Genomic DNA, 22,158 nt, shown 5'->3' on the forward strand with positions numbered 1-22,158 from the left:
CCTATTCCCTATTCCCTAGCGCGTTCATGTCCGCGAAGCGGAAAGCGCTATATGTTTAGAGTGCGGCAATTCTTGCCCTGCCCACCCTTTACTGATTCTTCCTTACCAGCATGGGGCGCTCAAGCCTGGGGATGTCCCTCCTGATAACTAATCTGCCAGCATCGCTCCAGAAGGGTTAATTGATAGCGATACCAAAATTGATTCAGACTCCAGACCATGGGAGACTCTGAGTTGAACAAGGGTTGATTAAGATAAGCCCATAGGGGTAGCCAAAAGGTGTAATAGTTAAATTTCATGGTTATCTCAACGGTTAAGAGGGTGAGGTTTACAATGACAGTCCACCTAGATGGCAGGTGAGTCAGGATTGAGCCGTTTTATCCCTTCCTTTTTCTAATTTGCCAAACTCTTCAGCCGACGTGCCCGAATGTTGCACTTTTTGATAAAAATTGACATTTAACTTAAAATTTGGCTCATCCAGTGGATAACAAGCGCACGGCTTCCCCAAACGGAAAGTGACTTAAGTCTAATCCGCCTGGAGTCACCACCCACAACACTGGATAGTCGGGAGCGGGGTTGGGAAAGTTCCCGTAACCATCCGTCAGATAGACACAGACGCGACTATCGTGCCAATTTTCACGGTTTTCAATCTTCTCGAAAAAGGGACAAAATGAGGTTCCGCCACCGCCGACGGGTTTGGGTAATGGGCCGGTTTTATCTAGGGTATAGGGGCCGTAAACGTCAGCATCGGCATAATATAATTCACATTTGAGATGGGGATACGATCCGAGAATTCCCTTGATTTCACTCATGAATAGGCTGAGTTCTTCACCGCCAATGGAGCCACTGGTGTCCACTGCGACAAATACATGCACGGTTTCTCCCTCTAGGGTTTCTAAGTATAGACCGCGACCGATGAACCGGCGATCGAAGCCTTGAAAATCGGTCGGAGTTTTTACGAGATAGCGCCAAAGATGCGATCGCCAATCTAACTGCGCTTCCTTCAGGCTATCCCATTCCCGCGAAAAACCGGCCGGAAGCTTGCCTGCGTTTTGGGTTTTGGCGATCGTCATCGCCTTATGCATCGCTGCTTGCCAATAGGTCTCTAAGGTCGTTTTCTGGTCTTGGGATAGAGTCCCTGAACCGTCTGGATCTAACAAATCGCGATCGCCCAACCCATAGCTTTTCGCCTGCTTGCACAATAACTCATAAACCTCCTCCACACTCAAATCCTCCAGAGACATATCGCGAATATGTCCGGGTGGCAACGCTATACCCGCTATACCCGCTTGTTGAAGCACCATCCCATTCACCACAATATCCGCCGCAATATTCCACACCAGAGGTTCCCGCGTACCCCGACGAATCACATGGCGCAACGCAGCATGAAGCACTTCATGCAAGAACACCCCATCCATTTCTGGAACCGATAAACCCCGAAAAAAATCAGCATTCAGGAAAATATCCTTACCATTCGTCGCTGCTGTAGGCACAGTTTTCGTAACTGAGATATTCGTAAACAAAGCTAGAGTCGCAAAAAACGGAGACTTCATCCGCAACCGCAACAAACACCCACTGACGAGTCGTTCAATATCGGGAGGCATATTCATGATTCAAACCTGGTTTTAAGCTGCAATTAACCCTTGAACAAAAGGCAATTTTCTAGCGTCTGCGCGTCAATCATCTTGTATCCACTCATCAGATCTATGGAGTAGATAGCCGTTTTTGAGCCGCATGACGAACATCGGATTCAGGATCATTTGCTAGTTTCTGAAGTAAGCTTTCGGGTAAGTCAGGATGAGCTGCTAACACCCAGCGCACGCTAAAATTGGGGTCTTCGCTAAGTTGGGCTAAAATCGGTTTTGGACAATGGGGATAACCGGCTAAGTACCAACGCACTTGAAAATGAGGAGAGTGGGCAATCTCCGTTAATACCGACTCTGGTAATTCAGGACATTGCAATAGAGCTAAAACCACTGCACATTCGCGTTCTAGTTTTTTTAATGTAGATGGGGGTGTATTGGGATTTTCAGCGACTGCAACTTTGATCGAATCCTCGGAATCTTGAGCTAATTTTTCTAAAATAGCAACTGGAGTTTTGAGATTTTTAGCAACTGCAACTTTGATCGAATCCTTGGAATCTTGAGCTAATTTTTCTAATGTAGAGGGGGGTGTATTTGGATTTTTCGCTACTTGTTCTCGAATGAAATCGCTCCCATCAGTGGCCATCAGTTCCAAGATGGTAATGGCAGTATCTGGGTTTTCGGCAATAGACCCTTTGATGTGGTGGCTAGAGATTTGGTCAAGGGCATTTTGTAGATAAGGATAATAGCTCTCTAGGGTACACAGACTAAGTTGGGTTTGTAGAGAAAGATCGGCGATAAAATAGGGGTTTTCTAGACTTAAGAGAGAGAAAATCGGATTATTCAGGAGTCGCTCTGGAAAGGCTACACCCAGTTCAAAGAGGACATCGCTGGGGGTATTGGGATTCGAGGTCACCAGAGCGCGAACTTTGGGATCGTCATGGGAGGCGAGCGATCGCAAAACTTTAGGGTCAGTATTTGGATCGTTAGCCTGTTCATATTCAGTTGCATAGAAGATAGAGTTTTGCAATTCTATTAATTCCATAATCCAATCACCAAAAACAGAGCTATTTAAGATAGGCTTGAATGGACGAAACATCGAGAGTTTCATTGTTAATTACTAAGGCAACATTGATATTTTCCAAAAAGTTGACAAACCATTGAATTTGATCGATAGGCTTAGACTCATAATAATTGAACCATTGAAACAATTGCTCTCCTAAATTGGATTGACTTTGCCCCGAAATCAACACAATCTTCAGCAACAAAGCACTGGTCTTTAACTCTCCCAAATTAGCAATCAAGTTCACAAAAATATAGTGATTAGGATCGTGGGGACTCTCAATCAAAAATTTCAATAATTTCTCACAAGTTTGGTTGAGTAAAAGGGAATTAAACCCTTGATGATCCTGTTCCGGTAATAAGCTCTTGAGTTTATGTCTTAATTTAAAATCAAAATGTTGAGACTGAGAATCAGAATCAATTGCTGTAATAATATAATGATAAAACTGCTCCTTAAATTCTTGATAAGACTCCACCGTTTCCGTATGCTCTAAAAAATTTCTAGCTAAATCTTTATAGCTCGAATCACCTTCGACTTTACCCGTAAACTGTTTAATAGCTAGATACAGATCTTGATCACTCAGAAGAGTCGGATTAGACAAGGGTTTTTGGCTATTTAATCCAGATATTTTTTTAATTAAATAAGTTGCATACTGGGAAAGACTCAGTTCAAATTCCCATTGCCGTTCTGATTGAATTTCTTGCAGCATCTGTTGATGTTCCCTAGAACTGTTGGATGCGACTAGGGAATAGCGATAAAGATAAGGATATCGATAAATTTGTGTTTTGAGTGGAGAATTGAAAACTGGAGACAATTTAGATTGAGAACTTGATTTATTTTCAATTAGAATTCGCAAAACTTGATAATCTTCAGTTTCCTCAAATTCTTTTACTGTGGCATGAATAATAGGCTCAACAAATAGCTTTTCAATCATTTTGTATTCATGGCTTTCACAGAAATGATCGATCCTTATTTTCAGTTGCTCAACATATTTAGGTAAGGGAGCTGAATAGGAGTATCGATACTGTTTTTGATTATTGAACAGACCAATTAACCCCACAATTGCAATTTTAGATGAGGATCGAATTTGCCAGTGGTTAATCAAAATATAAAAACATCGATTTAATATTTTATTGAATTTATTCTGTTCGGTGACTTGAATGATCAACCGTCGAAGAACGGTACTAATTTCAATATCTGGATATCCAATGACTTCAATTAACAATTTATAGACTCTTTGAATCATCACAGCCGGAGATTCTTGTTGCACCCAATAGAGCAGATGATCGTAAAGCTTCTGTTCATCTGATAATTGTTTTTGTGTTACTGTTTTGGGCGTTTTATTTGGGCTATATCCTAGGCATTTATGAAGCCAGTCTCTATTAAATGTATAGGCATAAATTTTGTTATAAACTTTAAGAATAGGGCGAGCAGATTGATGACCAAAAGGTAATTTTACAACCAAGCCACTCAAGCGTAACTCCGTTTGTTCTCGACTTTCTTCTGAAGGAATTTCTCCTTTTTGTAAGATTTGCCAATATAACTCTAATAATGATTTTTTGTTCGGACTTTCTAGGAGGCGATCGCGAATCGATCTCAGGTGTTCTGGTTCATCTTGAGCTTCCCAATTATGGAGAATTTTGGAGTGAACTAACCGATCGACTCTTTGATGTTCCTGGTTTATAGCAATAAATTCATCATTATTAGCAACCAAATGACAAAGTTTTTGCGTTAAAAAAGGTTTGCCACCTGTCCAATCTAAAATCGCGTTCAAGACTTTTTGCGGATCTCTTGCTTTCATAACCAATCCCTCCGCTAATCCTAAACAATCTTGAAATTGAAATCCGGTTAATTGAATTTCTCGACCAATATCAAAGGGACTAAAGTTAGGATTAGAACTTAGTTCTGATGGACTTGCCACCCCTAATAATACCCAAGTTATTCGTTGATATTCTGGGTTCTTTTTTCGATTTTGATAACAAGATAAAATGAGTCCAAAAAAATCATCGACTGGGAATTTTAAGCCTAATACACTATCGATTTCATCTACAAAAATAACAATATCATGAGAAATGCAACTGAGAATGACTTCAGTTAACAATAATCGCAGCCGTTCAACGGGGGAAAATGAGAGGCGATCGCGCCACCATTTTGGTAGGTTGATTTTATCGGCTAAATTAAAGCTACTCAAGACGGAATAGGCAAAAGCAGCATACCATTCTTCGGCGGTAATGTTGCGGCTAAAAATAGCGGTTAAATCTACAACTCCGCAAAGAATTCCTCGATTTCTGAGTAATTCAATGGTGCGGACTCGTAAGGAAGATTTACCCATTTGCCGAGAGTTGAGAACATAGCAAAATTCTCCGGCGAGGACTCCGCGAAATAAATCGGCATCGGCTTGACGGACGACATAAGTTGGAGAATTAAGCGGTAGGCTACCGCCAAATTGATATTCATACATTCTGGTAAATACGTTATTCATAATACCCCATAGATAACACCCCTAATTTTTTAATTTTTCAAGAGAGTTGCACTCGAAAATATTGACGATATAAATTACATCGAGGCACAACTTTATGACCTTGTAAATCAATTAATCCCATGCTGTGGAGTTTAAAGGCTTGTATGGATTCGAGTTGGACGGCTTGGGCACTCTCAACGACTTTTTTTAAGGCTTCTTTTAAGAGGGAATGATAGTGTAGATTCCATAAGTGTCGCCTTAAATGATCGCTATATAAACCGGCATCGGTGGCAGCCGTTTCGAGGACGGTTTTTAAGGTCATTTCATTGCGAGCAATATGGTAGAGGGCGAGTCGGACTAAGTAGGGATGTCCCCCTACCATGGACATGAGTTGATTGACTTCTGAGATTGTCCAATCTAAGCCGTGACGATGGGCGAGTTCTAGAATTTTGTCTGGAGGAAATTCAGGGAGTTCAATGGGTAAGCCGACATTGAAGGGAGATTGGTTAATGCTCATGGGAACATAGACTTCTGTGGAGTGAACGACGACTAGGCGCAGTTTTTTCCATATGTCGCGGTTTTTTCCTTCTTCATGCCAGGCTCTCAGGAGGCTAAAAAAGTCGGAGGCGATGTCGGGGAAGGAGAAAACGACATCGACTTCATCTAAGCCTAAAACGAGGGGGTTTTGGCAGTGGGGAAGGATGTAGTTTTCAAAGTAGGATTTGCAGGCAACTTTGGCTCCAAAAATGCTGTTCCAATGATCTTCAAAGTTGACGGGGAGGTTGATTTGCAGGCTGATATTGGCGCAAAACCATTTGAGGAAGGGTTCTAGTTCGGTGAAGACTTTGCTATCGGCGAGTTGGAAGCTGAGGGGAACGGTGGCGTAGCCAATGGTGGAGGCATGGTGTAGGATGCGAGCGAGGAGGGAGGTTTTGCCCATTTGTCGGGGAGCTTTGATGCGAATTAAGGCTCCGGGTTTTTCGATCGCCTCATAACATCGCGTTTCTATTCGGGGCCGTTCGATGTAGAATGCGGAGGCCAGCTCCACTTGTCCTCTGGGGATCTCCGGTTCAGCAATGGGTTGGGGGGGAGATTTGGGTAGGATGGCGTAGGGGTTAGTGGAGGGTTGCTCAGGGGAGGAGATATCCGTGACTGGCTGGCGATCGCCCTCTTTGAGCAGTTGCAATAAGCTTTTAATTAATCTGGGGGTGTCTTCTGGCGATCGCCATTTTAACCGAGGTAAGTCCTGTAAATAGCCCCGCAAATCATGGTTGAGCAGGCTAAAGGAATGGTTGATTTCCAGGGGAATAATATGGGGCAGTCCCTGCTGACGAGATTCTTGTAAGGACTTGACAATTCGCACCTCTTCGGTAATCATCTCGCTCACCGCAGACAAGGGTGAGAGCAACAATACCAATTCTTCACAGGTATTCAGTTCTCGGTAAATCTGTTGCAACCCATTTTTGGCCATCCGCAGGCAGTTATCGACTAAGGTTACGGTATAGCCAGAATTTTTGAGGGTTTCGTAGAGTTGGGAAATCAGGCTTAAGGGAGGATCGGTGGGACTTTGATAGTAACTGAGCAGGATATGATGATTCTGGGGTTGCTTTTCCCGGTTGGTTTTCAGCGCTTCCCCAATTAACTCTGGACGGTATTTGGCGATCAGGGCAATTAATTCTCCGCGACGGGAATATCCAGATTCTTGAGGATCGACGGTTCCCAAAAAGGCATCACAGATATGTTGGATATGTTTGCGTACCGTCACCGGTTGAATATAAAGCTGTTCGGCGATCGCCGTATCCTCTTCCCCCGCTAAGACTTTCAGCAGCACTTCTTGTCGCCGAGGGGTAAGATTGGCAAAGGATTGGATAAACTGCATCTGGTTCATCAGATTACACGAAGAAACAACACATTGGAGGTGAGACGGCGGCTCAAACCGAACCAGAGTCTTCTTCTATTCTTTATTAATACCGTCAGAATTGCCACTGAGGGCAATTGTGTATGGAATCACCACATAAGCCACTCCTGAGTTAAGATGATCGCTTCTGTGAATCTTGCTTACACAAACCTACCCACTTTCTCTAAGGTCGGTCATAGTAGAAGCATCAGAGTCATCATTGTCCTGTTTAGTCTGACCTTCGGGTTTGCCTATCCTTGAGATGAATCTTTATGAGTTGCTTGAACCTAGGGTGAGTTGAGATTAATACATAAGACTCAACTCCTCAGAGATAGTAAGGCTTTGAGGATCTCTGCTCCTTTGATGCTAAGTCGTGTTCCAAATTAGTGTGCAGGCTGTTTATTGCAGTCTGCATTGTTTTTTTTATCAGAAGAATGGGTCTAAAACCCCGTCCTTCTAGGACGGCTTTTCTGGTTCTCTAATGTACTGCTTTAGAACTTCTATTGGCGCACCTCCAATGGAGCTAACCCAATAGCATTTACAGACCAATTTTAGCACCAGTAATGAAAGCGAGATATCAATACCGTTTCTATCCAACCGACCAACAGCGACAGAGCCTAGCTCAGTTGTTTGGCTGTGTTCGGGTGGTGTGGAACGACGCTTTAGCTTTCAGTAAGTCCGATAAATACCCTGGGTACAACAAACTTTCTGCGATGTTGACTCAGGCAAAGAAGACTGAGACTAGAAGCTGGCTCTCTGGTGTTTCATCCGTTCCGTTGCAGCAATCTCTTAAGCAGTTAGATGCCGCCTACAAAAACTATTTCAATTCCTTAAAGGGAAAGCGAAAAGGTAAAAAAGTAGGTCAACCCAAGTTTAAGAAAAAGACATACGATCAGTCTGCAACGTTTACAAAAGCAGCGTTTTCCATCAAAGAAAAAGAAGTATTTTTAGCTAAAATAGGCCCTCTAAAGCCAATTTGGTCTAGAGAGTTGCCGTCTGACCCAAGTTCTGTAACGGTTATCAAAGATTGCTCTAACCGCTATTTTCTCAGCTTTGTGGTAGAGATTGAACCCATTCATGTCGATGCGAAAAACCAAAGTATCGGAATTGATTTAGGGATCAAGACATTTGCCGTAATGTCTGATGGCTCTAAGGCTGTCAGCCCTGACTACTCAAAGGCAGATCGCAAAATTCACAAGCTTCAGAAGAAACTAGCTCGTCAGCAAAAAGGCTCAAACCGGAGAAATAAAACTCGTCTTCAGATGGCTAAACTACACCATCGTATTTCAGATACGCGCAAAGATTTCTTGCACAAACTATCTACTAAGATTGTTCGTGAAAACCAAACGATTGTTTTAGAGGATTTGAACGTATCAGGCATGGTCAAGAATCGCCAGCTTGCGAGGTCTATTAGTTGGCAAGGTTGGAGAGAGTTTAGAGATCTCTGTGAGGCAAAATCTCAGAAGTTTGACAGAGCGTTTCACATCATCAATCGATGGGAACCGACTAGCCAGATCTGTTCTGAGTGCGGCTACAAATGGGGCAAGCTCGATCTAAAAATTCGGTCGGTTCGATGCCTCAATTGTGGCACTGAACACGACCGAGATGAGAATGCAGCAAAGAATATAGAAAAAAGTCGCCATAGGGCATTGGGAGACTTGAAACGGACGCAGAGACGCAAGTAAGACTACTATCGCCTGCGGCGACGCTGGGCGAACGGTAGCATCAGTCAGTGAAGCGTCAAGAATCACCGCTCCTTTAGGACGGTGAGTATGTCAAAGGCTTGGCGCTCTAATGTCTTCCCACTCTTGTTCGGATAAGGGTTGTACCTCAATCTCCATCTCGAAGGTTTCGCAGGCTGCTTGGGTGAATGTCTCGACGAGAGAAGAGAGACTCAGATCCGCTAAACCGGGTGGAGCTTCGGGGATGGATTCAGAAAACACTTGATGCCAGAGTTGGCGATCGCCATTAAGCCGCATAGAGCCATGTTGCAGCACGGTGGAACCCTGCCAAACTTGAGCGCTACCGATGAGCTTGTAGCCCGATTCTAAGACTAAATCTGCTCCTGTAGCGGTGGCAAAACAGTTGGGAACTTGGGCATAACCGCGACCGGCTGAACCATAGTGCAGTTCAAAACCGAGCGATCGCCACCCGCGAATCAGAAACTCACAAATCTGCTCATAGGCCGCCACTCGATTGGCAAACCGTCCAGAATACACCACCGCATACGTTAAATCACCCTGATGGAGAACCCCGCGCCCCCCCGTAGGTCGTTTCACTAACTCGACTGGTTTTCCTTGCCACTGCAAACTCTGCCAAGATTCAGGCCAGTGTTTTTGGTGATATCCCAGAGAAATCGCCGCCGGATTCCAGGTATAAAACCGCAAAATAGGCGGCAAATTGCCCTGCTGATGCTGTTTCCAGAGCCAGCGATCGATCGCCATTTGCGATCGGCCTGACTCCTCAATTAGGGGAATAAACCGCCAACGTTTAACCAACCCTACTGTCCAAACTCAGCCATCAAAGCTTCATCATTATCATCAGCGATATTGGCCACCAACGTAATCGCTCGCGCAATTTCCCCAGGGGATAATTCCGCAACCGTGCGCGTCGCGACCACCACCACCCGGTTATCCACAATCGCAAAATGGGCCTCAAACGTTGCCAGCCAATTCATTTCCAACAGCTTACGCATCAACTTAGGTTCCTCTTTGGCCGGTAAAGAGAGAACATAAGACCAGGCCGTTAACGTATCATCATCCGTTTGACCTGTCAGTTGCACATACACCTCAACTGTCCCATATTGGAACTTCCACAAATACCCTTCCTGGGGATCGTGGCCTGCTTGCACCGTCTGACCTTCAGGAATCATGGTGCTGATTACCCCTTCGATCTCATGGGTATAATCGGGAGCCGTTGGTTCTAGCTTTTCTGCGATCGCGTTTTCTATCACTGAATCACTCATAATCTTCTATCTCCATCATCAATTATACAAGAACCCCCTTACACCAGGAAATTCCTGTACTTACCCATTATTACAAAATCTCTGGATTCAAACGACTCGGATTGACTCATTCCAACTAGGAACACTCAGAATGAAGCCCTATACCTCTCCATTCATCACACACCCATGGCAAACTTCGTCCCCACCTCTTCAACAACTTGTTTCACCTTCAGCAATAAACCTTCTTGAATTAAGAGAAACTCTTCTTCATCACCCGTATCAATGTAAGCCTGGAATTCTACAACAATAGAATACTCATTATATCCCACACATCGGACATGAAGTCCTGCTTCAAGAATATTTTCATCATCGACCAAAAGCTTACGGAACTTATCCAACGCTGATTTAAGTTGTTGAGATTTTGTCTCATAAGACAGGTGGATTCTATGTTTAAATAAGCTTTTCTCAGCTCGACTTTTATTGATTAATTGCAATTGACAGAACTCTGAATTAGGCATAGACATTAGGTTTCCATCAACCCCTTGAAGACGAATGGAACGGAGACCCACAGATTGGACAGCCCCTTCATTCCCTCCAAAAATACACTCTTCACCCGCAACTACAGGCTGATCGAAAAACAAAGCAAGTCCTGCAATCACATTTTCTAGAGTAGATTTTGCGCCTAGAGCAATGGCAACCCCCCCAACACCTAATCCAGCCAATAGGGGAAATAAATTAAGGCCAATTCTTTGAAGACCAAATAAAACGACAATCCCACCAATGGCTAAACTAATTAAATCAGCAAAATTTCGTATTAATTCTGCATCTATTTTTTCGTTGTTTTCCCGGAAGTAACGAATGATTACTTCTCCTACCGCTTGAGCTAAGAAAAAGAAAACGAACGCTACCATCACCCACCAAGAAAAATATAAAAAATCCAGACTTAATATCAGTACATATCCAGTGATATTCAGTTGGTAATTAATAAAGTCACCAACGACCCATAGGAGTGCAATACTGATCCAAGCGGGAATAGTTCTAAACAAGTATTTTCTAGTCGGCTTAAATTTTGCTGTTATTTTTTGATTCCATTTGAACATAAAAATAACAATTAATCCGGTAAAGAACAACACGATAATCATCCCCAACCACTGCCATAGGGTTTGATCCCAAAACACAGCATCTAAACTTTTAGGCAGAAAAACAAACCATTTTGGCGGCAATAATTGACCCGGAGTCGAGCTATAGAATTCATAAAAGCCCTCTGTGGCATTAGAATTAGAGGAAGAATTATAAGGCATTTCCTTGATCGTTTGGTAAAAATTCGCAGCCTGGGCAACTGTCTCTGGCGAGAATAGGTATTCTCCCGCTCGTTCTCCTTCTTGCACCTTAGTTATCTCAATTGCGGTTTTTGGTACCCTCCAATTATTTAATTCAATATTTTTTTCTCTCAAGTCTAAAATGGCTTGCTGATTAGGAATTTCACTATGATAGGGAAGATCAATACGATCGAATACTTCTTTCAGGAGTAAGGTAACTTCTGTCTTAACATTTGTTTTCAAACTATCTCCAACTTGGCTGATGTCGAGACACTCTGAAGCTCGGTCAAAGAAAACTTGGGCTATATTTGCCTTTTCCTGAACTGATGCAGAAGGAAAAAGTCCTGGTTCCTCCATATATTGGTCGTAGGCTTCCATCAAGGCTTCATGGGAACTATGAAGATTCTCCATGAAGCTCTTCATTGTTGCTTGAGGACTAGAAGTATCAGGGGGTTGCAGAGGATTTTGAAGGGTTGGCACTGCTGTTACTGAAGTTTGCAGAAACAAGACCATTAGTAGGGAGATTAGAGCAACCCAAGAGTATACCCAAGAGGATTTCGTTTTCAAGGTAGAACGGAGTCTATTAATCAGTTTCGACATTATAAATATCCTTCTTGTTTTCAAAAGCTTGTCTGAATGCCTGAATTAAGTTAATGATTAAGCTTTTAATTCATAGTGGGCAATCCTAATGAATCAAACTCCGATCGCAAACTCCGTTCCTACTTCTTCAACAATTTCTTGTACTTTCAAGAGCAGCTCTTCCTGAATCAAGAGAAAGGTTTCAATATCGCCCGTATTGATGTAAGCTTGAAGCTCTATAACAATGGAATACTCATTATATCCGACACATCGAACATGCAGACCCGGCTCAAGAGTCTGTTCATGATCCGTTAACAATTTATGCAACCGATCTAGGACTACATTCAGTTGCTCAGATGTGGTTTCATAAGACAAATGGATCTGATGCTTGAACAACAGCTTCTCCGATCGACTCTTATTGGTCAACAACAACTGAGAGAATTGTGAATTAGGCATAGAAATCAAAGTTCCGTCAATTCCTTGCAAACGGATGGATCGTAGACCAATTGATTGTACAAACCCTTCTTGATCTCCAAAAACACAGCGTTCTCCAGCTACAACGGGTTTATCAAAAAACAAAGCTAGTCCAGCAATAACATTTTCTAGGGTTGATTGCGCTCCTAGGGCAACCGCCAAACCCCCAACGCCTAATCCAGCAACTAGGGGCAGGAGATTCACTCCTAAAGTCACAAGCCCAAACAGAATCACCGCACCACCAGCGATAAAACTCACAACATCCACAATAACTCGGATCAAATTACTCTCGACTTTCTCTTGTGTGTGTTCCAAGTAAGCTACAATTGCTTCTCCAATCCCCTGGTTAACAAAAAAGACAATAAAACCAGCCATAGTCCACAAGAAAAAATACAAGGTCATTAGGGTCGAAAAAAGAACTGTCCCGGTAATATTGAGTTGGTTATCGATAAAATCACAGGAAAACCACAGGAGCAATGAACTTAAGAGAGCTGGAGTAGCTCTGGCAAAGCTTTTGCGAATGGGACGGAATTTTCTGGTTCTTTTTTGATTCCATTTGAAAATAAAGATAATGATGATAGCATTAAATATCAAGACAATAAACATTCCCATCCATTGCCATAACGTTTGATCGAAATAAACGGCATGTGAAGCTTTGGGTAAGAATCGAAACCATTTTGGAGGTAATAATTGACCGGGCGTTGATATATAGAAGTTATAAAAATTTTCGGTTGCTCCACGTTTATAGCGGAGTGTTTTTACTTTTTCATAAAATTCAGGAGTACGAGCAACGGTTGATGGAGAGAATAAATACTCTCCTGCACGATCTCCTTCTTTTACTTTAGTGATTTCAATCTCAGTTTCTGGGACTGTCCAATTATTGAGATCTATCTCTTTCTCTTTGAGATCTAAAATAACCTCTTGATCGGGGATGTCACTATAATCGGGAATGTCTATGCGATCGAAGATTTCTTTAAGTTGTAATGTTGCTTCTGTTCTGGTATCACTTCTTAAGCTATCCCCCACTTGACTGACATCTAAACAGTCTGCGGCTCGATCAAAGAAAAACTGTGCTGTGTTGGCTTTCTCTCGAACTGATGTAGAGGCGAATAGACCTGGAGCCTCTAGATATTCTTGATAGGCTTCCATCAAGACTTCATGGGAAGCATTTACATTCTCTATGAAGCTCCTCATGGTGGCTTGAGGGCTTGAGGTATCAGCCGGTTCTAGGGGATTTTCAATAGTTGGTATTGCAAACACTGAGGCTTGCAAAATAACAACTAGAAAGAGAGAACATAGAAAGAGCCAGTATTTCCCTCTTCTCAGGAAATATCCAAATCGGGTGATAGCTTTGAACATAGATGCACACCTACAAATCCAGAAAATGATAGATTCAGCACTATAGTCTATCATGACGAATCAATTGTCAATATTTAGGGTCGATCTGTTGTGCCTGATTATGATTTATGCGCTACCCAATACTTACTGAGATAATGAGTCTGGATCTTAACTTCCTTGAATCCTGCTGTTTGTAGACGATCGCCTAAATCATCAGTTAGGTAATGTTGATAATAGGGTTCGTGAAAGGTTTTAGAAAACCAATTTAATACTGGGGTGATTTCCGGGCTATCGTCTTTCTGGATGGAGTCACAAATAACCAAGATTCCGCCGGGTTTTAGGACTCGAAAACATTCATTAATCACCCGTTGGCGGGCTGGATAGGGTAATTCATGGAATAAAAAAACACTGCTAATTCCGTGAAAATAGTTGTCTATATAGGGTATATTTTCTCCGTTGGCTTGTAGAAGTTGGGGCAGTTCTCCAGGCATTTTTGAGAGCAATTGATTGGCTCTGCGGAGATAATAGGGGGAGAGATCGACACCATATAAGGAGGCTTGAGGACAGGTCTGGCGGATAAATTTCAGGGTTCTGCCTGTACCGCAGGCAACATCGAGAATTTTGGCGGGTTTGGGGGGAGTGGGTGATTGGGAGATCGCCTGCTTCAGGGGCGCTAAAACCCTGCGTCGCATGGCATCTGCGGCTCCATTGAAGAGAATATCGACTTGCAGATCGTACAAGTCGGCGGAGCGATCGCTCAAATAGCCATCGGTCTGATGGTGGAAGTTTTGCAGATAATACCGAGGATAAGCCGAGCGATCGACTTCTGAAGGAAACACCTGATATTGTTTACGATTCCTACGGCTCCAAGTTAGAGGTAAATCCAACCAAATCTGAGGATAAGTAAATAAGAATTGTTGCCAATCTTCCTCAAACAATAACTCTATGGGATACACTCCCAAATTCGCCTCATCTACATCCACCTTCAACAAAGCCTCTAACCTCTGTTGAATAACCTGTAACACTTGGGCATTAATAACCGGAGTAGAAGTCTGATCGCGATCGATGAATAAAGTAGACAATTGATAGGCTAAACTCTTATGAGTCAAGCTCAATGCACTCTTCGTTTGTTGCCAGCCTTGATAGGCTAGTTCAGCCAAAGGATTTACCATCAATGTTAGGAATTAGAAACTCAGTTTACCTAAATTAGTGTAACCCTAGATGCTGTTTTTTTCACTAAACTGTTTCACTAAAATAGCCACCTGTTTGAGGTGGCTATAGCGTGGGAAGTATAACGCCTAATGAACTAGAAAACCATCAAAAGATCTTCTAGACATCATAGTAGAGCGAAAACTCATAGGGATGAGGACGTAAGCGGATGGGGTTGACCTCATTATCGAGCTTATACTCAATCCAATTGGTCACGAAGTCTTCCGTAAATACTCCACCAGCCGTTAAGAACTCATGATCGGCTTCTAAGGCTTTGAGAGCATCCAGCAAAGAACCGGGAGTCGAAGGAATCTTGGCCAACTCTTCAGGGGAGAGATCGTAGATATCCACATCCAAGGGTTCACCGGGATCGATTTTGTTTTTAATGCCATCAATCCCAGCACAGAGCATTGCGGCAAAAGCCAGATAGGGATTACAAGTGGCATCGGGACACCGGAACTCGAACCGTTTCGCTTTCGGATTGCTTCCCGTGAGGGGAATACGCACAGAAGCGGAACGATTTCCTTGAGAATAGGCCAAGTTTACGGGAGCTTCAAACCCAGGAACCAGACGCTTGTAGGAATTGGTAGAAGGATTGGTCAAAGCCAACAGAGCTGGAGCGTGCTTGAGGATACCGCCAATATAGTGGAGAGCCATCTCGCTCAGATTGGCATAGCCATCTCCCCAGAATAGGGGCTTACCATCTTTCCAAATGGACTGGTGAGTGTGCATCCCAGAACCATTATCATTAAACACCGGCTTGGGCATAAAGGTCACGGTTTTACCGTAGCGTTTACCGACATTTTTGATCACATATTTGTAGGTCATCAAATTGTCAGCCGCTTCAATTAACTTGCCAAAGCGGAAACCGAGTTCATTTTGTCCCCCACTGGCAACTTCATGGTGATGTTTTTCGATGGGAACGCCACATTTCATCATGGTTAGCAACATCTCCGTCCGCATATCCTGCATGGTATCGGTAGGAGCAACGGGGAAATAGCCTTCCTTGTAGCGGGGTTTATAAGCCAGGTTACCACCGGGTTCTTCCCGTCCGGAGTTCCAGCGACCTTCAATGGAATCGACGTAATAGTAGCCAGAACTTTGGTTTTGGTCGAAGCGGACATCATCAAAGACAAAGAATTCTGCTTCTGGGCCAAAAAAGGCTGTATCACCAATACCGGTAGATTGTAGGTAGTCGATCGCTTTTTGGGCAATGGAACGGGGGTCACGGCTATACCATTCCCCTGTCCGAGGCTCTTTAATACTACAAATGACGCTTAAGGTCGGTTCAGCCATAAACGGGTCCATCCAAGCCGTGGTTGGATCGAGAACCATGCTCATGTCAGATTCGTTAATGGCTTTCCAACCCCGGATGCTGGAACCGTCGAAGGCGACACCATCGGTGAAGCTGCTTTCATCAATTTGATCTTGATAGAGGGTTAAATGCTGCCAGATGCCAGGCATATCGACAAATTTCAGGTCGATCATCTGGATGCTGTTATCTTGAACATATTTCAAGAATTCTGCTGCGTTTTGGAACATGGATTACTCCTTATGAGTTGGTATTGAGTCAGTCTTGAGGTTCAGAGTGCGAGGTTCTTTAACGTTGAGACCTGCGTTTTCCGTGACCTGAAGAGGAAAATTGACAACGAGTTAGGTCTGGAACCGTGACTTCCCAGACATAGGTTGCATCAATCCTCTGTCTTGGCGATCGCTGTCCCAGTTTTCTAGCTGATCCATCCTAGGGATAGGTGTCAGGCAGTTTTGTATTCACCATTACTAAAATATTTCTCAAGATATGGGGGGTCTTGAGTCCTAAGTTTAGAAATTGTAATGGTTGTGGCGATCGCCCCTGAAGACTCTCTGAGAGCCTCTCCTCTGAATCCAGGCTGAAATGGGGATGCGTTTTATAGTAAACTCCAAATTGGATATTATCAGATAAGGCGGCAGGACTTGCCGTGTCAGTCTGCGGAGCGAGTGTAAGACCCAAACAGAGTAAATCTGTGAAGGCAACTGCTATGAAACAGAAACCTAAATCGTGAGGTTTAGGAATCCCCTCGCCTTTAGGCAGGGGTGGATGTCAAGCATTAATCCCCTTTAATTAACGAATACGCTGTGTTGGGAGAGTAAATACAAATGCGGGATGCAGTCACAAGCTTAATTTCAAATTACGATATTACAGGTCAGTATCTAGACCGCAATGCCCTAGACCAAATCAAATCCTATTTTGACACCGGTCTAGCGCGAATTCAGGCCGCTAATGTGATTACCGGTAATGCTGCCAGTATTGTCAAGCAAGCGGGTTCCGCATTATTTGAGGAACTCCCTGAATTGATCCGCCCTGGTGGAAATGCTTATACGACTCGCCGTTATGCGGCTTGTCTGCGGGATATGGATTATTATCTCCGCTATGCCAGCTATGCTCTGGTTTCTGGAAATACGGATGTTCTCGATGAGCGGGTTCTCCAAGGATTGCGAGAAGTCTATAATTCTCTCGATGTTCCCATTGGGCCAACCGTTCGGGGCATTCAAATTATGAAGGATATTGTCAAGGCACAAGTTGCAGAGGCCGGTGTTGCGGACACCGGTTTTGTCGATGAACCCTTCGACCATATCGCTCGCGATTTGAGTGAGAAGAATCTGTAAACGTTGGTTTTCAACTTCTCGCTGGTAGGGGTAAGTGGCAACACTTGCCCCTACTTGTTTTAGTGGGGAATGGGGGAATAGGCAAAAGTTGTAGGGTGGGCAGAGTTTGCTGGTTAAATTTGAATCATGTTGCTTATCCTCCTGCCGACCCTACTAGCTATCCCTGTCGCCCTTGAGGAGAAAAACTCAGGCATAAATCAGACACCATCATCGCTTCATTTACCTCGTATCCAGTCACTTCTCAAGAATGGGTTTGAGATGCTGAAAGGGAAGACATTTCCGACAAGGATACAGCAGATGAAATCACGATACCGACAGATTGAAACTTCCCCAAAAGCCTACCCTGTTATCCAGTCCATGGAAACCCTGGAAACCGTGATGAGCATAGACCCCAAACGGCAAATCCTACAATCTATCAATCCAGTCACTTCAGGATTGAATTCAGAACTTTCTCTCGTGTTGCACATCGAGTTTTTCATTCTCTTGTGCTTGCATCTCCTGGTTTTAGTGCAACTCAAACGCCACTAATTCCTCCAACCCATGAGAAGCAAAAGTAGGGTGGGCAGTGCCCACCTTACCCATTTACTAGGCGATCGTTCAAGCGGTATTAGAAACCCGGTTTCTTGAAGAAACCGGGTTTCTGGGTTGTGGGTATTAACTTGACTATCTTGAAGTGCATCTTCATCGAGATACAGACGAATTTTACTCATACGACTTGATTATTCTGGTATTCCCTTTCTAGGCGATCGCACTCTTCATAATAAGCTTCAATATCCCTATCAATCCGCTCTTGATTGGCATAATAGTAGGCTAAACCCGCATAAACCTGTGCCGGAGTCAAATTAACTCTTTGTGCCAGGATATCTTCCGGTTTCAGTCCTGCTTGGAAATCAATCACAATATTTTGAACCATAACGCGAGTGCCTGCAATTCGGGGGCAGTTCCCGCAAGTGTCAGGGCTTTGCACAATTAATGTACCAATATCAGTTATTGTCTGCATAGAGATTCTTTTAGCGATCGTTCAAGTGGCATTAGAAACCCGGTTTCTTGGAGAAACCGGGTTTCTGGGTTGTGGGTATTAACTTGATTATAGACTATAATCAAAGCGTTCATCTGTTGCCCAGCCAACCATGCCACAACTCAATCTCAGTAATGAACAAGTAATTGATCTGGTTAAACAGTTACCCCATCAACAACAACTCGATCTGTTTCAATTCCTACTGCTCCAGCAATGGGGACAGTGGGAATCATTATCCCGTTATGGTGTTGAGAAAGCTAGATTAGTCGCTCAAGAGCGCGGTTATACTTGGGATTTGATGACAGAAGAGGAAAGAGATAATTTTATTGATGACATTTTACATGAAAAGTGATGTCATATATTGCTGTTTTTGATACTAATATATTAATCTCTTCGCTGCTCTCCACAACGAGTTATCCTTTTCAATGTCTAGCTCTAGCCAAAACTGGGAAGATCGAATCGGTAACTTGTCAAGAAATTTTAGACGAGTTTAAAGAAAAATTGCTGTTGAAATTCAAGTTTTCTGAGGAAATGGCACAAGCAGCCGTAGATGAAGTCCTATCTTTTTCTAGCCTGGTAAGCATTTCTGGAACTCTCAAAACCATACCAGCAGACCCAGATGATGATATGGTTGTAGAATGTGCTGTCATCGGTAATGCCAGTCATATTGTTACCGGAGATAAGCACCTCTTAACATTGAAGCAATATAACAATATTTGTATTGTTAAAGCAGCAGAGTTTATACAATTTTTTTCCTCTAGCTAAAGGATTGATCGATCAAATAACGATCGGTTTGCGATCGGCGATCGTAATCTTGGAGAAACCGGGTTTCTGGGTTGTGGGTATTAACTTGATTACCCTGTCGTTTCACTAAACCGAGGCTGTGCAATTGGTAAGTATGAATGGAGTCTAAACGCAGGGGATCGATCGCCTGGCCCTCCTCTGGCCGGTCTGTGGTATCCTCGAAGATGGCGATCGCCTCCCAATCTTGCTCTAGCCGTTCGCTAATCTCCTGGAAGTTCAGGTTATCCACCGCTTTCCCATTCAGATAGTTATTCACCGTCGCTAGACAGAGCTGCAACTCATCCGCCAAATCTTTCTGACGGGGATAACCTTGGCGTTTCACTGCTGCTTTAACCTGGGGAATAAATTCGGGGGCAACTTTGAGCGATCGCGACATAATCTCAAGAGATGATAGAGTACCGATGACCTGATTTCACTATAGCTGCCTTCTATACCGACTCCCCGAACTCATGTATAAGTCAGTTCTATGTGTGTAGCGCTCAATAAACTCAATGAAGCAGATAAACAATGAAGAAAAGGATTATACCTACTGCTCTGATTGTGGCGATCGCCCCCCTCCTCCATTTTCCTCTTCTGGGTTACTCTGGTCTTGTGGCTGAGGCTCCTATTCTGATTACTCAGGAAAATTCAGCCCAGATTGATCCCTTGATTCTGGACGGGATTGAATCGCGAAAACAGGGCGACTATGAAGAATCCATTGCCCAACTTGAAGAAGCGATTCAACTGGCGCAACAACTTAACGAGCCTCACCTAGAACATAAAGCCAGAACCTTTTTAGCCCTCACCTATCGCGTTATGGGAGAGCTGGAAACCGTCCAAAAACTCTATGAAGAAAATTTAGCCTTGGTGCGGCAAAATCCAGCTACTGAATGGAATCCAGACACTCGACAGACTGAAAGACAAAGCCTAGAACACTTGGCTGGCATCTATGCGAGTTTAGGCAATTATGCAAAAGCTATAGATCTTTTAGAAGAAAATTTAACCCTGATTGAACAAAGCTCCATCAATCCGGCAGATTTATCTTATCCCAAAGTGCAGATGAAATGGGGGATTAATCTATTTTTAGATGGACAACTGAATAAAGCGGAACAAGCCCTAAAAAAAGCCTTCGATCTCTACAGTAAAGCCAGGGAATTGCGCGTCAATGGGGGTTCCCCCTCGGTCACCGAATATGAATTTCAGGTGGAAACCCTGCGCTGGTTGCAGCAAGTTTTAGTCGCTCAAAATAAGATTGAAGAAGCTCTAGAATGGTCAGAAGCGGCGCGATCGCGGGCCTTTATTGTCCTCCTCGGAGAACGATTAGCCCAAGACCGGGGTATTTCCCTAGAGGTGGAAGCGCCCAACATCGACGAAATTCGCCAAATTGCCCGCCAACAAAATTCTACCCTTGTCAGCTACACCATCACCTACGAGTACCGCCCCGATTTACTGCTGCGCTTTAATCGCCAAGCCGCCTTTGCAGAGCGACTGCAACCCACTGGCGTTTTAATTTGGGTGGTTAAACCCAATGGAGAGCTTTCATTTAAGCAAGTCCCCTTCTCAGAAGATCAGGGGCGCTTAGATAATTTAGTCCAACGGGGGCGGGGAAACCTGGTGCGAGGGCGAGTCACTGCCGAACAACCGCGCCAGTTTACGGATCTCTATGACTCCTTAATTGCCCCCATTAGCAGCGAACTGCCCACAGATCCCCAGGCTCGCGTCACCTTTATTCCCCAAGATACTCTGTTTTTAATCCCCTTTGCTGCCATTCCCGATGGTGAAGGTCAATTTCTGATCGATCGCCACACCATCCTCACTGCACCTTCGATTCAAGTCTTAGAATTTACGCGATCGCAACAAGAAAGCCTCGATCGCTCCATTCGTGCTGCCCTCGTTGTCGGCAATCCCACCATGCCGGATGACCTCTCTAGTTTACCTGGTGCAGAAATTGAGGCACAGGCGATCGCCAAACGCCTCAACATCTCCCCCCTCATCGGCAGTCAAGCCACCGAATCCGCCGTCACCAGCCGCATGGGAGGAGCGCGACTCATTCATCTCGCCACCCATGGAATCCTCGACGATCTACAAACCGGATTTTTAGGCTCCCTCTCCTTCACCCCAGACGCGAATACCAACGGCTATTTAGAATCCAGAGAAATTATCGCCCTCAAACTCAACGCCGAATTAGTCGTTCTCAGCGCCTGCGACACCGGACGAGGAGAAATCACCGGCGATGGAATCCTGGGCTTATCGCGCTCCTTTATTGCCGCCGGAAGCTCCAGTCTCCTCGTCTCCCTCTGGAAAGTTCCCGATGAGCCTACCGGCCTATTAATGCAGAGTTTCTATCAAAATCTACAAGATGGCCTCGATAAAGCCCAAGCCCTGCGCCAAGCCATGCTGCAAACCCGGCAAGAATATCCCAATCCCTTCAATTGGGGAGCCTTTACCCTGATTGGAGAACCCAGCCTTTCCCCCACCCTGCAAGCCATGGTGGGGGGACAAGCTCAAGTCGCCACGGTTTCAGAAGAAGAGACAACGAATACCGCCTCGCGCTATCAAGTGTTTCCCCTTCCTGACGAAGTGGACTTTTATCAAGAATTCCCCTCTGCTCGGATGGAAGGCGAAAAGGATGCCTTTTTCTCCACATCGTTAACAGTGGCTGAGATTTTCACCTTTTACCGCCAGGCTTTTGCCCAGGAAGGACTAGAGGAAAATTTAACTCTCAAAGGAGAAGAACAAATGGTGTTCGATCGCCCCGACAAAAATCATAGAATTGTCATTCAAGTCAGTACCGCTCAGGAGAATCAGCGCACCGTCCTCATTCGCTTAGAACCCATGTGATACAGC

Annotated in this window: 20 protein-coding genes and 1 pseudogene; 6 read left to right on the plus strand and 15 right to left on the minus strand. The window is 44.1% G+C overall.

Annotated features, from left to right (window positions below; all coding sequences use genetic code 11):
- Positions 1 to 119 precede the first annotated feature (119 nt).
- The 6 genes and pseudogenes from PMG25_RS09145 to PMG25_RS24625 all read right to left on the minus strand — a co-directional run.
- Complete coding sequence (locus PMG25_RS09145; RefSeq protein ID WP_283766591.1) at positions 120 to 296, minus strand: hypothetical protein; 177 nt, start codon at positions 294 to 296, stop codon at positions 120 to 122.
- A 174-nt stretch (positions 297 to 470) separates the two neighbouring features.
- Complete coding sequence (locus PMG25_RS09150) at positions 471 to 1,607, minus strand: vWA domain-containing protein (protein ID WP_283766592.1); 1,137 nt, start codon at positions 1,605 to 1,607, stop codon at positions 471 to 473.
- A gap of 94 nt (positions 1,608 to 1,701) precedes the next feature.
- Positions 1,702 to 2,625: a variant leucine-rich repeat-containing protein gene (locus PMG25_RS09155; RefSeq protein WP_283766593.1), complete on the minus strand. Its 924-nt coding sequence runs from the start codon at positions 2,623 to 2,625 to the stop codon at positions 1,702 to 1,704.
- A gap of 22 nt (positions 2,626 to 2,647) precedes the next feature.
- Positions 2,648 to 5,125 carry an AAA-like domain-containing protein gene (locus PMG25_RS09160; RefSeq protein WP_283766594.1) on the minus strand — a complete coding sequence of 826 codons (2,478 nt, stop codon included), beginning with the start codon at positions 5,123 to 5,125 and terminating at the stop codon, positions 2,648 to 2,650.
- Positions 5,126 to 5,162: 37 nt separating this feature from the next.
- Positions 5,163 to 6,992: an AAA-like domain-containing protein gene (locus tag PMG25_RS09165; RefSeq protein WP_283766595.1), complete on the minus strand. Its 1,830-nt coding sequence runs from the start codon at positions 6,990 to 6,992 to the stop codon at positions 5,163 to 5,165.
- Positions 6,993 to 7,457: 465 nt separating this feature from the next.
- A pseudogene (locus tag PMG25_RS24625) lies at positions 7,458 to 7,535 on the minus strand (IS200/IS605 family transposase); the annotation flags it as partial.
- Between the two features lie 29 nt (positions 7,536 to 7,564).
- On the opposite strand from PMG25_RS24625, the gene PMG25_RS09170 reads away from it, so the two are divergent.
- Positions 7,565 to 8,686, plus strand: a complete 1,122-nt coding sequence (locus PMG25_RS09170; RefSeq protein WP_283766596.1) for an RNA-guided endonuclease InsQ/TnpB family protein — start codon at positions 7,565 to 7,567, stop codon at positions 8,684 to 8,686.
- A 90-nt stretch (positions 8,687 to 8,776) separates the two neighbouring features.
- Here the strand turns inward: PMG25_RS09170 and PMG25_RS09175 are convergent, their stop codons facing one another.
- The 6 genes from PMG25_RS09175 to glnA form a co-directional block, all read right to left on the minus strand.
- Entirely contained in the window at positions 8,777 to 9,445 is a 669-nt protein-coding gene (locus PMG25_RS09175; RefSeq protein ID WP_347178792.1) for a lipoate--protein ligase family protein, read from the minus strand.
- A 56-nt stretch (positions 9,446 to 9,501) separates the two neighbouring features.
- Positions 9,502 to 9,966: a YbjN domain-containing protein gene (locus tag PMG25_RS09180; protein WP_283766598.1), complete on the minus strand. Its 465-nt coding sequence runs from the start codon at positions 9,964 to 9,966 to the stop codon at positions 9,502 to 9,504.
- Positions 9,967 to 10,121: 155 nt separating this feature from the next.
- Positions 10,122 to 11,771 (minus strand): mechanosensitive ion channel family protein, encoded by a 1,650-nt coding sequence (locus PMG25_RS09185; RefSeq protein WP_283766599.1) that lies wholly within the window; start codon positions 11,769 to 11,771, stop codon positions 10,122 to 10,124.
- A 186-nt stretch (positions 11,772 to 11,957) separates the two neighbouring features.
- Positions 11,958 to 13,511, minus strand: a complete 1,554-nt coding sequence (locus PMG25_RS09190; protein WP_283766600.1) for a mechanosensitive ion channel family protein — start codon at positions 13,509 to 13,511, stop codon at positions 11,958 to 11,960.
- Positions 13,512 to 13,774: 263 nt separating this feature from the next.
- A complete protein-coding gene (locus PMG25_RS09195) occupies positions 13,775 to 14,827 on the minus strand; it encodes a class I SAM-dependent methyltransferase (RefSeq protein ID WP_283766601.1) in 1,053 nt (350 codons plus the stop codon).
- 157 nt (positions 14,828 to 14,984) lie between these two features.
- Positions 14,985 to 16,406 carry a type I glutamate--ammonia ligase gene (gene glnA / locus PMG25_RS09200; protein ID WP_283766602.1) on the minus strand — a complete coding sequence of 474 codons (1,422 nt, stop codon included), beginning with the start codon at positions 16,404 to 16,406 and terminating at the stop codon, positions 14,985 to 14,987.
- 594 nt (positions 16,407 to 17,000) lie between these two features.
- On the opposite strand from glnA, the gene apcB reads away from it, so the two are divergent.
- Both apcB and PMG25_RS09210 read left to right on the plus strand, forming a co-directional pair.
- A complete protein-coding gene (gene apcB / locus PMG25_RS09205; RefSeq protein ID WP_283766603.1) occupies positions 17,001 to 17,510 on the plus strand; it encodes an allophycocyanin subunit beta in 510 nt (169 codons plus the stop codon).
- Between the two features lie 297 nt (positions 17,511 to 17,807).
- Positions 17,808 to 18,038, plus strand: coding sequence for a hypothetical protein (locus PMG25_RS09210; protein ID WP_283766604.1), 231 nt, complete (start codon positions 17,808 to 17,810; stop codon positions 18,036 to 18,038).
- Here the strand turns inward: PMG25_RS09210 and PMG25_RS09215 are convergent.
- Complete coding sequence (locus PMG25_RS09215; RefSeq protein ID WP_283766605.1) at positions 18,035 to 18,220, minus strand: hypothetical protein; 186 nt, start codon at positions 18,218 to 18,220, stop codon at positions 18,035 to 18,037. The two genes, PMG25_RS09210 and PMG25_RS09215, sit on opposite strands and share 4 nt — an antisense overlap.
- The gene (locus tag PMG25_RS09220) at positions 18,217 to 18,510 is read right to left on the minus strand and encodes a DUF433 domain-containing protein (protein ID WP_283766606.1); all 294 of its coding nucleotides are present in this window, start codon (positions 18,508 to 18,510) and stop codon (positions 18,217 to 18,219) included. The genes PMG25_RS09215 and PMG25_RS09220 overlap by 4 nt, the downstream gene beginning before the upstream one ends.
- Before the next feature lie 130 nt (positions 18,511 to 18,640).
- Here PMG25_RS09220 and PMG25_RS09225 point away from each other — a divergent pair, with 130 nt between their 5' ends.
- Entirely contained in the window at positions 18,641 to 18,880 is a 240-nt protein-coding gene (locus tag PMG25_RS09225) for a hypothetical protein (RefSeq protein WP_283766607.1), read from the plus strand.
- Positions 18,880 to 19,293, plus strand: coding sequence for a putative toxin-antitoxin system toxin component, PIN family (locus PMG25_RS09230; RefSeq protein ID WP_283766608.1), 414 nt, complete (start codon positions 18,880 to 18,882; stop codon positions 19,291 to 19,293). The genes PMG25_RS09225 and PMG25_RS09230 overlap by 1 nt, the downstream gene beginning before the upstream one ends.
- Here PMG25_RS09230 and PMG25_RS09235 read toward each other — a convergent pair.
- The gene (locus PMG25_RS09235) at positions 19,286 to 19,708 is read right to left on the minus strand and encodes a hypothetical protein (protein ID WP_283766609.1); all 423 of its coding nucleotides are present in this window, start codon (positions 19,706 to 19,708) and stop codon (positions 19,286 to 19,288) included. The genes PMG25_RS09230 and PMG25_RS09235 overlap by 8 nt on opposite strands.
- Positions 19,709 to 19,839: 131 nt before the next feature.
- On the opposite strand from PMG25_RS09235, the gene PMG25_RS09240 reads away from it, so the two are divergent.
- A complete protein-coding gene (locus PMG25_RS09240) occupies positions 19,840 to 22,152 on the plus strand; it encodes a CHAT domain-containing protein (RefSeq protein ID WP_283766610.1) in 2,313 nt (770 codons plus the stop codon).
- The last annotated feature ends 6 nt before the right edge of the window (positions 22,153 to 22,158 follow it).

Source organism: Roseofilum capinflatum BLCC-M114 (genome assembly GCF_030068505.1).
Lineage (GTDB): Bacteria > Cyanobacteriota > Cyanobacteriia > Cyanobacteriales > Desertifilaceae > Roseofilum > Roseofilum capinflatum.

What these genes read in the sequence shown, in the direction of transcription:
- PMG25_RS09210 (WP_283766604.1), top strand. Translation starts at nt 17,808, where the DNA reads ATGAAATCACGATACCGACAGATTGAAACTTCCCCAAAAGCCTACCCT.
- PMG25_RS09235 (WP_283766609.1), bottom strand. Translation starts at nt 19,708, where the DNA reads ATGTCGCGATCGCTCAAAGTTGCCCCCGAATTTATTCCCCAGGTTAAA.
- PMG25_RS09195 (WP_283766601.1), bottom strand. Translation starts at nt 14,827, where the DNA reads ATGGTAAATCCTTTGGCTGAACTAGCCTATCAAGGCTGGCAACAAACG.
- PMG25_RS09160 (WP_283766594.1), bottom strand. Translation starts at nt 5,125, where the DNA reads ATGAATAACGTATTTACCAGAATGTATGAATATCAATTTGGCGGTAGC.
- PMG25_RS09220 (WP_283766606.1), bottom strand. Translation starts at nt 18,510, where the DNA reads ATGCAGACAATAACTGATATTGGTACATTAATTGTGCAAAGCCCTGAC.
- PMG25_RS09240 (WP_283766610.1), top strand. Translation starts at nt 19,840, where the DNA reads ATGAAGAAAAGGATTATACCTACTGCTCTGATTGTGGCGATCGCCCCC.
- PMG25_RS09230 (WP_283766608.1), top strand. Translation starts at nt 18,880, where the DNA reads ATGTCATATATTGCTGTTTTTGATACTAATATATTAATCTCTTCGCTG.
- glnA (WP_283766602.1), bottom strand. Translation starts at nt 16,406, where the DNA reads ATGTTCCAAAACGCAGCAGAATTCTTGAAATATGTTCAAGATAACAGC.
- PMG25_RS09180 (WP_283766598.1), bottom strand. Translation starts at nt 9,966, where the DNA reads ATGAGTGATTCAGTGATAGAAAACGCGATCGCAGAAAAGCTAGAACCA.
- PMG25_RS09190 (WP_283766600.1), bottom strand. Translation starts at nt 13,511, where the DNA reads ATGAGGAGCTTCATAGAGAATGTAAATGCTTCCCATGAAGTCTTGATG.
- PMG25_RS09145 (WP_283766591.1), bottom strand. Translation starts at nt 296, where the DNA reads ATGAAATTTAACTATTACACCTTTTGGCTACCCCTATGGGCTTATCTT.
- PMG25_RS09150 (WP_283766592.1), bottom strand. Translation starts at nt 1,607, where the DNA reads ATGAATATGCCTCCCGATATTGAACGACTCGTCAGTGGGTGTTTGTTG.
- apcB (WP_283766603.1), top strand. Translation starts at nt 17,001, where the DNA reads ATGCGGGATGCAGTCACAAGCTTAATTTCAAATTACGATATTACAGGT.
- PMG25_RS09165 (WP_283766595.1), bottom strand. Translation starts at nt 6,992, where the DNA reads ATGAACCAGATGCAGTTTATCCAATCCTTTGCCAATCTTACCCCTCGG.
- PMG25_RS09155 (WP_283766593.1), bottom strand. Translation starts at nt 2,625, where the DNA reads ATGGAATTAATAGAATTGCAAAACTCTATCTTCTATGCAACTGAATAT.
- PMG25_RS09170 (WP_283766596.1), top strand. Translation starts at nt 7,565, where the DNA reads ATGAAAGCGAGATATCAATACCGTTTCTATCCAACCGACCAACAGCGA.
- PMG25_RS09215 (WP_283766605.1), bottom strand. Translation starts at nt 18,220, where the DNA reads ATGAGTAAAATTCGTCTGTATCTCGATGAAGATGCACTTCAAGATAGT.
- PMG25_RS09175 (WP_347178792.1), bottom strand. Translation starts at nt 9,445, where the DNA reads ATGGCGATCGATCGCTGGCTCTGGAAACAGCATCAGCAGGGCAATTTG.
- PMG25_RS09225 (WP_283766607.1), top strand. Translation starts at nt 18,641, where the DNA reads ATGCCACAACTCAATCTCAGTAATGAACAAGTAATTGATCTGGTTAAA.